General features: G+C 60.3%; 9 protein-coding genes and 2 tRNA genes. 7 read left to right on the top strand and 4 right to left on the bottom strand.

Annotated features, from left to right (window positions below):
• Positions 1-84 precede the first annotated feature (84 nt).
• The 7 genes from hfq (at position 85) to D8U82_RS20710 (ending at position 8,716) form a co-directional block, all read left to right on the top strand.
• Positions 85-351 carry an RNA chaperone Hfq gene (gene hfq / locus D8U82_RS20740; RefSeq protein ID WP_016771947.1) on the top strand — a complete coding sequence of 89 codons (267 nt, stop codon included), beginning with the start codon at positions 85-87 and terminating at the stop codon, positions 349-351.
• Between the two features lie 12 nt (positions 352-363).
• Positions 364-1,665 (top strand): ribosome rescue GTPase HflX, encoded by a 1,302-nt coding sequence (gene hflX, locus D8U82_RS20735; RefSeq protein ID WP_016771946.1) that lies wholly within the window; start codon positions 364-366, stop codon positions 1,663-1,665.
• Positions 1,666-1,761: 96 nt separating this feature from the next.
• Entirely contained in the window at positions 1,762-2,928 is a 1,167-nt protein-coding gene (gene hflK, locus D8U82_RS20730) for an FtsH protease activity modulator HflK (protein WP_024011368.1), read from the top strand.
• Complete coding sequence (hflC, locus tag D8U82_RS20725) at positions 2,928-3,797, top strand: protease modulator HflC (RefSeq protein WP_016771945.1); 870 nt, start codon at positions 2,928-2,930, stop codon at positions 3,795-3,797. The genes hflK and hflC overlap by 1 nt, the downstream gene beginning before the upstream one ends.
• Before the next feature lie 313 nt (positions 3,798-4,110).
• Entirely contained in the window at positions 4,111-5,298 is a 1,188-nt protein-coding gene (locus D8U82_RS20720) for an ATP phosphoribosyltransferase regulatory subunit (protein WP_016771944.1), read from the top strand.
• A 54-nt stretch (positions 5,299-5,352) separates the two neighbouring features.
• Positions 5,353-6,642, top strand: coding sequence for an adenylosuccinate synthase (locus D8U82_RS20715; RefSeq protein WP_016771943.1), 1,290 nt, complete (start codon positions 5,353-5,355; stop codon positions 6,640-6,642).
• 139 nt (positions 6,643-6,781) lie between these two features.
• Entirely contained in the window at positions 6,782-8,716 is a 1,935-nt protein-coding gene (locus D8U82_RS20710) for a methyl-accepting chemotaxis protein (protein WP_130902872.1), read from the top strand.
• Positions 8,717-8,807: 91 nt separating this feature from the next.
• On the opposite strand, the gene D8U82_RS20705 is transcribed toward D8U82_RS20710, so the two are convergent.
• The 4 genes from D8U82_RS20705 to D8U82_RS20690 form a co-directional block, all read right to left on the bottom strand.
• Positions 8,808-10,373, bottom strand: a complete 1,566-nt coding sequence (locus D8U82_RS20705) for an iron ABC transporter permease (RefSeq protein WP_130902871.1) — start codon at positions 10,371-10,373, stop codon at positions 8,808-8,810.
• The gene (locus tag D8U82_RS20700; protein WP_016771941.1) at positions 10,373-11,383 is read right to left on the bottom strand and encodes an extracellular solute-binding protein; all 1,011 of its coding nucleotides are present in this window, start codon (positions 11,381-11,383) and stop codon (positions 10,373-10,375) included. The genes D8U82_RS20705 and D8U82_RS20700 overlap by 1 nt, the downstream gene beginning before the upstream one ends.
• A 185-nt stretch (positions 11,384-11,568) precedes the next feature.
• Positions 11,569-11,655: transfer RNA gene (locus D8U82_RS20695), tRNA-Leu, on the bottom strand.
• Between the two features lie 180 nt (positions 11,656-11,835).
• A tRNA-Leu gene (locus tag D8U82_RS20690) sits at positions 11,836-11,922 on the bottom strand.
• Between the last annotated feature and the right edge of the window lie 126 nt (positions 11,923-12,048).

The raw sequence follows: 12,048 nt of genomic DNA, 5'->3' as shown, positions 1-12,048 counted from the left end.
TGCCGTCTATCCTTGGGGGTGTGACGGCCGAAGCCATCTGAATTTACCTGTTTTTATTATTGAATCCTTAAAGGAGTGCGGCACATGTCAAAAGGGCATTCGCTACAAGACCCTTACCTGAACACTTTACGTAAAGAGAAAGTCGGGGTTTCCATCTACCTGGTCAACGGTATCAAGCTGCAAGGGACGATCGAGTCGTTCGACCAGTTCGTGATCCTGCTGAAAAACACCGTAAGCCAGATGGTCTACAAACACGCTATCTCGACCGTCGTGCCGGTTCGTCCAATTCGTCTGCCTAGCGCAACCGAAAACGAACAGGGCGATGCCGATGCAGCGCCGGGTAACGCCTGATAGGAGTCTCCTTTGTTCTTTGAGCGCCACGGTGGTGGTGAACGAGTCATCCTCGTTCACTTGGATGGACAGGACCCTGAGGCGCGCGAAGATCCGCAGGAGTTTCAGGAGTTGGCAAATTCGGCTGGCGCCGAGACCGTCGCGTTTTTTAACGTGCCGCGTCATCGGCCAACCGCCAAATATCTGATCGGCAGCGGCAAGGTCGAGGAACTGCGCGACTTGGTCAAGGCTGAAGAAGCCGATCTGGTGATTTTCAATCACATCCTCACGCCCAGTCAGGAACGCAACCTCGAACGTGTTTTCGAGTGTCGCGTGATCGACCGCACCGGGCTGATTCTCGATATTTTCGCCCAACGCGCACGCACCCATGAGGGCAAGCTGCAGGTCGAACTGGCCCAGCTTGACCACATGAGCACGCGGCTGGTTCGCGGCTGGACTCACCTTGAACGTCAGGGTGGCGGTATCGGTATGCGCGGTCCGGGCGAAACCCAGCTGGAAACCGACCGCCGTCTGCTGCGGGTTCGCCTGCGTCAGATCAAGGGGCGGCTGGAGAAGGTGCGCAGTCAGCGCGAGCAGTCGCGCCGTGGCCGATCCCGTGCGGACATTCCTACCGTTTCGCTGGTGGGCTACACCAACGCGGGCAAATCGACACTCTTCAACAACGTGACGAAGTCCGAGGTGTACGCGGCCGATCAACTGTTCGCCACGCTCGACCCGACCCTGCGCCGGCTGGAGCTTGACGACCTCGGTCCGATCGTCCTCGCCGATACCGTGGGCTTCATTCGTCACCTGCCACACAAGCTGGTCGAGGCATTTCGGTCTACGCTCGAAGAGTCGAGCAATTCCGACCTGCTGCTGCACGTGATCGATGCGGCCGAACCGGATCGCATGTTGCAGATCGAGCAGGTGATGGTGGTGCTGGGCGAGATTGGTGCCCAGGACTTGCCGATCCTCGAGGTCTATAACAAACTCGATTTGCTCGAAGGCGTCGAGCCGCAGATCCAGCGCGATGCCGATGGCAAGCCGCAACGGGTCTGGCTCTCGGCGCGTGATGGCAGCGGTCTGGAATTGCTTGAACAGGCCATCGCCGAGTTGCTCGGCAGTGATCTGTTCGTCGGTACCTTGCGCTTGCCGCAACGCTTCGCTCGGCTGCGTGCGCAGTTCTTCGAACTCGGGGCGGTGCAGAAAGAAGAATACGATGAAGAAGGTGTCAGCCTGCTGGCCGTTCGTTTGCCCCGGATCGAGTTGAATCGATTGGTAAGCCGCGAAGGATTGCAGCCGATGGAATTCATCGAGCAACACACTTTGCAATAAAAGCCTGACAAAGCGGTTGTGCCGCAACGGCAGGCATTCTGTAGCATTGGTCGGCGCGCCGTGGGTGCGTCTTTGCTTTATCAGATGGAGAGCGCTATGGCTTGGAATGAGCCGGGTGGCAACTCGAATAATCAGGATCCCTGGGGTGGCAAGCGCCGCAATAACGGCGACCGCAAGGGGCCACCGGATCTCGACGAGGCCTTCCGAAAGCTGCAGGAAAGCCTGAACGGGTTGTTCGGTGGTGGTAAGAAACGCGGTGATGACGGCGGCGGGTCGGGGCGCAGCAGTGGCGGCTTCGGCGGTCTGCTCGGCATCGGCCTGGTCGTGCTCGCGGCTGTCTGGCTGTACAGCGCGGTCTACGTGGTGGACGAGCAGGAGCAAGCCGTGGTGCTGCGCTTCGGCAAGTACTACGAGACTGTCGGCCCGGGTCTGAACATCTACTTCCCGCCGATCGACAAGAAGTACATGGAGAACGTGACGCGTGAGCGTGCGTACACCAAGCAGGGCCAGATGCTGACTGAAGACGAGAACATCGTCGAAGTGCCGCTGACCGTGCAGTACAAGATCAGCAACCTGCAGGATTTCGTGCTGAACGTCGATCAGCCGGAAATCAGCCTGCAGCACGCGACTGAAAGTGCGCTGCGTCACGTGGTCGGTTCCACCGCCATGGACCAGGTGCTGACCGAAGGTCGTGAATTGATGGCCAGCGAAATCAAGGAGCGTCTGCAACGTTTCCTCGATACCTATCGCACCGGTATCACCGTCACCCAGGTGAACGTACAGAGCGCAGCGGCACCGCGTGAAGTGCAGGAAGCCTTCGATGACGTGATCCGCGCCCGTGAAGACGAGCAGCGTTCGCGCAACCAGGCCGAAACCTACGCCAACGGCGTGGTGCCGGAAGCCCGTGGTCAGGCCCAGCGCATCATCGAAGATGCCAACGGTTATCGCGACGAGACCATCTCGCGCGCCAAGGGTGAGGCCGATCGCTTCACCAAACTGGTCGCCGAGTATCGCAAGGCACCTGAAGTCACCCGCGAGCGTCTGTACCTGGACACCATGCAGGAAGTCTTCAGCAACACCAGCAAGGTCCTTGTGACCGGCAACAAGAACGGCCAGAGCAATCTGCTCTACCTGCCGTTGGACAAGATGATCCAGAACAGTTCGGGTAATGCACCGGTGACCGGTTCGGCCGCCAGCAACAACACGGACGTCACGCCGCATGTCACCGACGTGCCGCAGACGCGTACAAGGGAGACCCGCTGATGAGCAATAAATCGCTGATCGCCCTGATCGTTGGCGTCGTTGTGGTACTGGTGGGCTGGAATTGCTTCTACATCGTCGCTCAGACCGAGCGCGCGGTGCTGCTGCAATTCGGTCGTGTGGTTCAGGCCGATGTCCAGCCGGGTCTGCATGTGAAGGTGCCTTACGTCAACCAGGTGCGCAAATTCGACGCGCGTCTGCTGACGCTGGATGCACCGACGCAGCGCTTCCTGACTCTGGAAAAGAAAGCCGTGATGGTCGATGCCTACGCCAAGTGGCGGGTGAAAGATGCCGAGCGCTTCTACACCGCGACTTCGGGTCTGAAGCAGATCGCCGACGAGCGTTTGTCCCGTCGTCTCGAATCGGGCCTGCGTGACCAGTTCGGCAAGCGCACCCTGCACGAAGTGGTGTCGGGTGAGCGTGATGCGCTGATGGCTGACATCACTGCGTCGCTGAACAAGATGGCGGAAAAAGAGCTGGGTATCGAAGTCGTCGATGTCCGGGTCAAGGCCATCGATCTGCCGAAGGAAGTGAACCGCAGTGTGTTCGAACGTATGAGCACCGAGCGTGAGCGTGAAGCTCGCGAGCACCGCGCCAAGGGTAACGAGCTGGCCGAAGGCATCCGTGCCGACGCCGATCGTCAACGCCGCGTGCTGCTGGCCGAAGCCTATCGTGAATCCGAAGAGGTTCGCGGTGACGGTGACGCCCAGGCTGCTGCGATCTACTCCAAGGCCTACGGCCAGGACCAGGAGTTCTACGGTTTCTACCGTAGCCTGCGTGCCTACCGTGAAAGCTTCGCGAACAAATCCGACGTCCTGGTCCTCGACCCAAGCAGCGACTTCTTCCGTTATCTGGAAAAAGCCAAACCTTGATACGACGTTGACCTGAATCAGTCCGCCCGGCGGCTAAAACCTCGGGCGGGGTGATCCTTTCGGAAAACGTGTGTATGATGCGGCAGCCGGGAAATTCCCGGCTTTTTTGCGTCTGCACGTTTGATTGCTGTTTTTGTTGCAGACGTCGGGTTTGAATAGCCCGAGCGTTTTTCGAGGAAAGTGATGGGCGAAGCCGCCAGCCGGCCTTTCGCTGCGTCGTTCATGCGCGTGCGTTTTGAACGCCCCGATCATTTTCTGCTTCACTCAAGGCTCGCCCTCGTGCTGGCCGCCCGGATCAAAGGGGAATGGCGTAATGGCAACGGTAGACCGCTGGCTGCTGCCAGATGGCATCGAAGAAGTACTGCCACCGGAGGCGGCGCGCATTGAAGTCGCGCGTCGTCAGGTGTTGGATCTGTTCCAGAGCTGGGGTTACGAGTTCGTCGTGACTCCCCATATCGAGTACCTGGAATCCCTGCTGACCGGCGCGGGCCAGGACCTGGATCTGCGTACCTTCAAGGTCATCGACCCGCAATCGGGCCGGCAGATGGGTTTCCGCGCCGACATCACGCCGCAAGTGGCGCGCATCGATGCGCACACCCTGCGTCGCGAAGGCCCGAGCCGTCTGTGCTACGCCGGCAGCGTCCTGCATGCCCAGCCGCGTGCATTGTCGTCCTCGCGCAGCCCGATCCAGCTGGGCGCCGAGCTGTACGGCGACGCCAGCCCGAGCAGCGATGTCGAAGTCATCAGTCTGATGCTGGCCATGCTGCAGCTGGCCGATGTGCCGGACGTGCACATGGACCTCGGCCATGTCGGCATATACCGTGGTCTGGCGCGTGCCGCTGGTCTGTCCGGTGAAGTCGAGCAGCAGTTGTTCGATGCCCTGCAGCGCAAGGCCATCGATGAAGTGATTACCCTGACCGAAGGCCTGCCGGCTGATCTGTCGGGCATGCTGCGCGCACTGGTTGATCTGTGTGGCGGCCGTGAAGTGTTGAGCGCTGCCCGCGAGCGTCTGGCCAATGCGCCGGCGCCGGTGCTGGCGGCGCTGGAAGATCTGCTGGCGATCGCCGAGCGTCTTTCCGTGCGCTTCCCGCAGCTGCCGCTGTATTTCGACCTCGGCGAGTTGCGCGGCTACCACTACCACACCGGTGTGGTGTTCGCGGTGTTCGTGCCGGGCGTTGGCCAGTCCATCGCTCAGGGCGGTCGTTACGATGACATCGGTGCCGACTTCGGTCGCGCCCGTCCGGCGACTGGTTTCTCTACCGATTTGAAAACCCTGGTGACCCTGGGGCGTGCTGAGATCGAGCTACCGTCTGGCGGTATCTGGATGCCTGACAGTACGGATGCGGCACTCTGGCAGCAGGTTTGCCAGTTGCGCAGTGAGGGTCAGCGTGTCGTTCAGGCCTTGCCTGGACAACCTTTGGCCGCCGCCCGTGATGCGGACTGCGACCGGCAATTGATTCAGCAGAACGGGCTTTGGCAAGTATCGCCACTGGCTTCTTGAGTTTTCCTGCCGGCCATCGCCGGCACCAAGTTTGCGCGAATGAGGACAAGTGTTATGGGTAAGAATGTCGTAGTCCTGGGCACCCAGTGGGGTGATGAGGGCAAAGGCAAGATCGTTGATCTGCTGACCGAACATGCTGCCGCCGTAGTGCGCTACCAGGGTGGCCACAACGCGGGTCACACGCTGGTGATCGACGGCGAGAAAACCGTCTTGCACCTGATTCCATCGGGCGTGCTGCGCGAAGGCGTGCAATGCCTGATCGGCAACGGCGTGGTGGTTGCACCTGACGCTCTGCTGCGCGAGATCACCAAGCTGGAAGAGAAAGGCGTACCGGTGCGCGAGCGCCTGCGTATCAGCCCGTCCTGCCCGCTGATCCTGTCCTTCCACGTCGCGCTGGACCAGGCCCGTGAAAAGGCCCGTGGCGAGCTGAAGATCGGTACTACCGGTCGCGGCATCGGCCCGGCTTACGAAGACAAGGTTGCCCGTCGTGGCCTGCGTGTCGGCGACCTGCTGAACATGCCGCGCTTCGAAGACAAGCTGCGTGAACTGGTGGACTACCACAACTTCATGCTGGTCGGTTACTACAAAGAGCCAGCCATCGAGTTCGAAAAGACCCTGGCCGAGTGCAAGGAATACGCTGAGCTGCTCAAGCCGCTGATGCTCGACGTGACCGCTGAGCTGCACGACCTGCGTCGTGCCGGCAAGGACATCATGTTTGAAGGCGCGCAAGGTTCTTTGCTCGACATCGACCACGGCACCTACCCGTACGTGACCAGCTCCAACACCACCGCTGGCGGCGTGGCGACTGGTTCGGGCGTGGGTCCGATGTTCCTCGACTACATCCTGGGCATCACCAAGGCTTACACCACTCGCGTCGGTTCCGGCCCGTTCCCGACCGAGCTGTTCGACGAAGTTGGTGCGCACCTGGCCAAGCAAGGTCACGAGTTCGGCGCCACCACTGGCCGCGCCCGTCGTTGCGGCTGGTTCGACGCCGTCATCCTGCGTCGCGCTATCGATGTGAACAGCATCTCGGGCATCTGCCTGACCAAGCTGGACGTACTCGACGGCCTGGAAACCATCAACATCTGCGTCGGCTACAAAGACGCGCAGGGCAATGCCGTTGCGCCGACCGATGCTGACAGCTACGTCGGCCTGCAGCCGGTGTACGAAGAAGTGCCGGGCTGGAGCGAATCGACCGTGGGTGCCAAGACCCTGGAAGAGCTGCCGGCCAATGCTCGTGCCTACATCAAACGCGTTGAAGAGTTGATCGGCGCGCCGATCGACATTATTTCGACGGGCCCGGACCGCAACGAAACCATCGTTCTGCGTCATCCGTTCGCTTGATAAGTCGTTGATGTAAAAAACAAAGGCCCCTTAATCGGGGCCTTTGTCGTTTATGCCTGTTGGACGGCATGACCTTTGCTGTGAATCTGTCTACAAGAGTGCCATCAAATTAATGGCGTCAGAAGTAGAGGGATTTAAAGTGTCAGCCGTTCTCTCACTGTTACAAAGCCGTTTGTTGCGGCCGGTGTTCGTTACCCTTGGTATCGCCCTTTTGGTGCAGGTGTTGGTGGCGGTTGCCCTGACGCGGAGCACGGTCACGGCGCTCGAAGCCGATCTGGCCGTGCGCCTGGGCGCCGACAGCCAGAAGCTCTCCGGTGAGCTGGAACAGGCCGGGCGTGAAGTCACTTCGAGTCTTGATGCGCTGTCAGCCAGTACTCGTCAGCGCCTCACGGCTGGCCTGTCCGCGCGCTTAAAGGAAGAGCAGGCGCAACTGCGGGCGACGCTGGAAAAGGATCTGAAGGATTCGGCCAACGACATGGCGCAGTTGCTTGCATCCGTAGCGCCGCGTGCGATGTGGGACAGCGACGTGCCGACGCTGTCGGAGTTCGCTCGTCGCGCCCAGCGCAATCCCAACGTGCTGTTCGTGGTGTATGACGACGCCACCGGCCAGCATCTGACCCGTTATCTCAACCGTGAAAATCCGATCAACAAGGCCTTGCTGGAAAAAGGTCAGGGCGAGCGTGCGCTGGATAAAGTACTCGATGCGGCGAAAAACGATCCTTCGGTTTACTACCTCGAAGCCTCGATCAATCCCAATGGCGTGGAAATCGGCAAAGTGCTGATGGGCGTGTCCACGGCCTCGGTGGAAAGCGATCTGGCCGAGCTCGACAAGCGCTTCCTCGCGCTAATTGCCAGCAGCGATCAATTGGTCGGCGACAGCCTCAAAGGCGCAGCGGCGGACAGCGCCAAGGCAATGCAGGCGCGCCTGCAATCGGCGCAGGGCACCGCTGGCGAAATGAAAGCCAACACCGCACAAACCGTTCAAGACGCTGCCGCGACACTGCGCTGGCGTATCGGCCTTGGCCTGGCACTGGTCGGTTGCGGCGTCCTGCTGTTGCTGGCCGTGGTGCTCGGTCATCGTGTGGTCAACCGTCTGAAAATGCTCAATGCGGCGATGGACGATCTGGCAGCGGGCGAGGGCGATCTGACCAAGCGTGTGCAGATCAACAGCAAGGATGAAATCGGCGACATGGCCTCGGCGGTCAATCGCTTTGTGGATAAATTGCAGCCGATCGTACGCGAGGCGGGCGATGTCGCTCAGCGCACTGGCGTGGAAATCGGCGCGATGACTTTGCGCAACGCTGGCGCCGATGCGGCTGCCGGAATGCAGCGCGATGAAGTTGCAGAAAGCCTTCGCGCGCTGTCGCAAATGGCAGACGAGGCGCAGTCGGAAAGTCAGGCGATGCAGGCGGCGCTGAAGCAGGTTGTCGATATTCGTCAGGCCACCGATGAGAACACTCGTACTTCCGCCAAGGTCGGCAGCCTGATCGAAGCGCTGGCCGGGCAGGTCGATACCGGGGCGAAGGTTATCGAGCGACTGGCGCAGCAGAGCGAGCAGATTGAGGTGGTGCTGACGGTGATTCACGGCATCGCCGAACAGACCAACCTGCTGGCATTGAATGCTGCGATCGAGGCGGCGCGCGCCGGTGAAACCGGGCGTGGGTTTGCCGTAGTGGCGGATGAAGTGCGTGCACTGGCGAGCAAAACGCAGAGCTCGACGGGCGATATTCAAGCGCACATCGTTGCTCTGCAACAGGGCGCACGTGAGGCGGTTGAGGCGATTGGTCAGGCCGGACGGCAGGCCAGCGAAGGTTTGCTGGTCTTGCGCGACAGTGCGCGGTTGCAGCAGTCGGTGCAGGCTTCGGTTGAGCAGGTGCATGCGGCGATCGGTCTGGCGACGCAAGCAGCAGCGCATCAGGCGCAGGGTGCACAGGCAGTGCGTGGGCGCGTCGAAACGATTCATGCACAGGCCGAGAAAGCGGCGCAGGCAGTGGTGGAAACCACGGCCAGTGGCAAGGTGCTGGATGGTCTGGCGGCGCAATTGAAAGCCAGCCTGGGGCAGTTCCGCGCTTAGTGGTATCCGGGCTGGCCTCTTCGCGAGCAGGCTCGCTCCCACAGGGAAACTCAACCCATTTGTGAGAGCGAGCCTGCTCGCGAATACGGTATCAGCGGCTCAGATACATCCGCGTTGTCAGCAGATAAACCGGCAACCCCGAGACCACAATCAACAACGCCGCATAAGGCGCCGCCGCGGCAAACTCGACATTCGCTGTATGCGCCCAGACTTCGGTCGCCAATGTATTGAGTCCGGTTGGGCTGAGCAGCAACGTTGCCGTCAATTCCTTCATCGCATCAAGAAATACCAGCGCAAACGCTGCGCCCAGTGCCGGGAAAATGATCGGCAAGGTCACCCGGCAAAACGCGGTGAACGACGATGCGCCTAATGTCCGCGCCGCTTCTTCCAGCTGCGGTGCAGCCTTGTTCAGCGCAGTACGGATCGGCGCCTGCGCCAATGGCAGGAACAGCAGCGCATAGGCGATCAGCAGCAAGCCCGACGTCTGATACAGCACCGGCACGTAATGCAGGGCGAAATACACCAGCGTCAACGCAATCACCAGCCCCGGCAGCGCGTGCAACAGATAAGGCAGGCGTTCGGCCCAGATTGCCAATTGGCCTTTATAGCGCACCACCAGCAGCCCGACCGGCACTGCCAGCGCCAGGCACAACGCCGCGCCGCCCAACGACAATGCCAACGACGACAACAGCGCCTCAGTGATCGCTGCTACCGGGAACGCCGCCGACGAACCGACCGCCAGCCAGTAGGCCAACATCCCCAGCGGAACGCCGCTGCCGATAATCGCCAGCAACAGGCAATACAACTGACCTGCCGCCGCCCATGGCCCAAGCTTCACTTGCTCAGCCTGTCGCGCCGCGCCTTGGCCGGTGCGCACATGCCGGCCCTTGCCACGCACCCGCAGTTCCAGCCACAACAGCAGCAGACACAGCGCCAGCAACACCGCCGAAAGCATCGCGGCGTTGGCATTGCTGAATTCCAGTTCGAATTGCTGGTAGATCGCCGTGGTGAAGGTTTGCAAGCCGATGATCGACAGCGCGCCGAATTCCACCAGCATGTGCAGGGCAATCAGCAGCGAACCGGCCAGCAGCGATGGCCACAGCAGCGGCAGGGTGACGCGGAAAAATACGCCCCAGCGATTCTGTCCCAACGTGCGGGCGGATTCTTCGAGGGAGGGATCGAGATTGCGCAGGGTCGCCGCAACTGGCAGGAAGATCAGCGGATACTTCGACAGGCTCATCACCAGAATCGCCCCGCCGAGGCCTTCGAATTGCGCGCTGAGCGAGACCCAGGTGAAGCTGCTGACAAAAGCCGGCACCGCAAACGGCAGGCACAGGATCACGCCCCACAGGCGCCGCCCCGGCAGATTGCTGCGCTCCAGCAGCCACGCCAGCGACAGACCTATCACGGCGCAGGTAACCGTCACGCCGACCATCAGTGCCAAGGTGTTGCGCAACAGGCCGAACACATACGGGCGCCACAGCAAATGCAGCGCCTCGGCCCAGCCGGCCTGCCAGGCTTTCAGTCCGACATAGGCCAGTGGCAGCAGGCTCATGACCACCAGTAGCAATACCGGCAGCACCAGCCAGATTGACGGCCGTTTGCGTCGTGGCACGTAACCCCCGCGCGCGGCGGGGGCCGATAACGATGCTGCCATCAGTTCAGGCCAACTTCGCGTTCCAGCTCCAGCGCTTCTTCAGCATTGCCCAGATCCGCCGGAGTGACGTTCGGCGCTTCCAGTTCGCTGAACGGCTTGAGGCCGCGATCCGATTCCATGCCTTTGTGCAGCGGGTATTCGGCGGTGGTCTGAGTGATCACGCGCTGACCTTCTTCGCTGGCCATGAAGGCGAGGAATTGCTGGGCTTCTTTTGGATGTTTGCTGGATTTCAGCACGGCAGCGCTGGACACCGTGATCAAGCCGCCAGCGTCGCCGCCGGTGAAATAATGCAGCTTGGAGTCGAGCTTGCCTTTCTCGCGTTGCAGGGCGAACCAGTAGTAGTTGTTCACCAGTACGGTAGCGACTTCGCCGTTTTCCACAGCTTTGAGTGCGACCATGTTGTTGCTGTAGGTCTTGCCGAACGCGCGCAGGCCGGTCAGCCATTCTTCGGCGGCGTCACGACCGTGCAGCTTGATGATTGCTACGGCCTGTTCCTGGAAGGCGCCACTGGTCGGCACGAAGCCGACCTTGCCCTGCCACTGCGGCTCGGAGAATTCCATCACCGATTTCGGCAGGTCTTTTTCATCGATCAGTTTCGGATTGAACGCGACCACGCGCACGCGCGCGGTAACGCCGATCCAGGTACCGTTGGCGGCGACGTATTTTTCCGGCAAAACCGCTAGGGTGGCGTCATCGGCCTTGGCCAGCAGACCCTGTTCGCCGAGGTTGTTCAGCGGCGGCGACTCTTCGGTGTAGATCACATCGGCGGGCGAGCGGTCGCCTTCTTCGATGATCTGGCTGGCGAGCTGGTTGCTGCTGCCTTTGCGCACGTTGACGTGGATGCCGGTCTTGGCTTCGAACGCCTTGGCAATCGCGTCGCCGACTTCCTTGTGCTGGCCGTTGTAGAGAGTCAGGGAAACCGCATCGGCAGCCTGGGTGAGGGGAGTGGCGAGTGCCAGGCCGAGGAGGGTGAAGGTCAGGCCTCGGCGCAGGGTATTTCGAAACGTCATTCGCAGGGTTCCTCACTGTCGCATTGCAAAAACTTGCAACAATGATAAACGATATTGTTTCTCAAGTGCGCCTTATGGGGCGACTGGCGATCCTGTAGGGATGGCGAAATTCAGGAAGGCAGAAACGCAAAAACCCGCTTTCGCGGGTTTTTGTGAAATCCAAGGCCTGAACCTTGAATTTGAATTGGTGCCCAGAAGAAGACTCGAACTTCCACGACCGTAAGGTCACCAGCACCTGAAGCTGGCGTGTCTACCAATTTCACCATCTGGGCAATCATCGCAAGCGTTGCCGCTGTTGATGTGGCGCACTATACGGAGGCCTTTTTGATCTGTAAACCCCTGATTTGGTTTTAATAAATCAGTGTGAGCAAAAGCTTTCCCGCAAATGCAAAAAAACCGCTTTCGCGGGTTTTGTGTGAGTGTTGAAACTGATCTAGTCTCAAACTCGAAATTGGTGCCCAGGAGAAGACTCGAACTTCCACGACCGTAAGGTCACCAGCACCTGAAGCTGGCGTGTCTACCAATTTCACCACCTGGGCATCATCGAAAGCGCTTGTGCGTCGTCGATGGCGCGCACTATACGGAGCGTCTTTTTAACTGTAAACCCCTGCCGCAGAAAAAACTGAATTTTTTTACCAGCGGCGTTCAAAACGGTGTCCGAGCGT

It is taken from the genome of Pseudomonas sp. Sample_23, assembly GCF_004307595.1.
Taxonomy (GTDB): domain Bacteria; phylum Pseudomonadota; class Gammaproteobacteria; order Pseudomonadales; family Pseudomonadaceae; genus Aquipseudomonas; species Aquipseudomonas atacamensis.
The sequence above is the reverse complement of the archived record's forward strand: the minus strand, read 5'-3'. Positions and strand labels throughout refer to the sequence as shown.

Excerpts from the sequence above, each read along its gene's own strand:
- hfq (WP_016771947.1), top strand. The coding sequence starts at position 85 with ATGTCAAAAGGGCATTCGCTACAAGACCCTTACCTGAACACTTTACGT.
- D8U82_RS20715 (WP_016771943.1), top strand. The coding sequence starts at position 5,353 with ATGGGTAAGAATGTCGTAGTCCTGGGCACCCAGTGGGGTGATGAGGGC.
- D8U82_RS20705 (WP_130902871.1), bottom strand. The coding sequence starts at position 10,373 with ATGGCAGCATCGTTATCGGCCCCCGCCGCGCGCGGGGGTTACGTGCCA.
- hflC (WP_016771945.1), top strand. The coding sequence starts at position 2,928 with ATGAGCAATAAATCGCTGATCGCCCTGATCGTTGGCGTCGTTGTGGTA.
- D8U82_RS20700 (WP_016771941.1), bottom strand. The coding sequence starts at position 11,383 with ATGACGTTTCGAAATACCCTGCGCCGAGGCCTGACCTTCACCCTCCTC.
- D8U82_RS20720 (WP_016771944.1), top strand. The coding sequence starts at position 4,111 with ATGGCAACGGTAGACCGCTGGCTGCTGCCAGATGGCATCGAAGAAGTA.
- hflK (WP_024011368.1), top strand. The coding sequence starts at position 1,762 with ATGGCTTGGAATGAGCCGGGTGGCAACTCGAATAATCAGGATCCCTGG.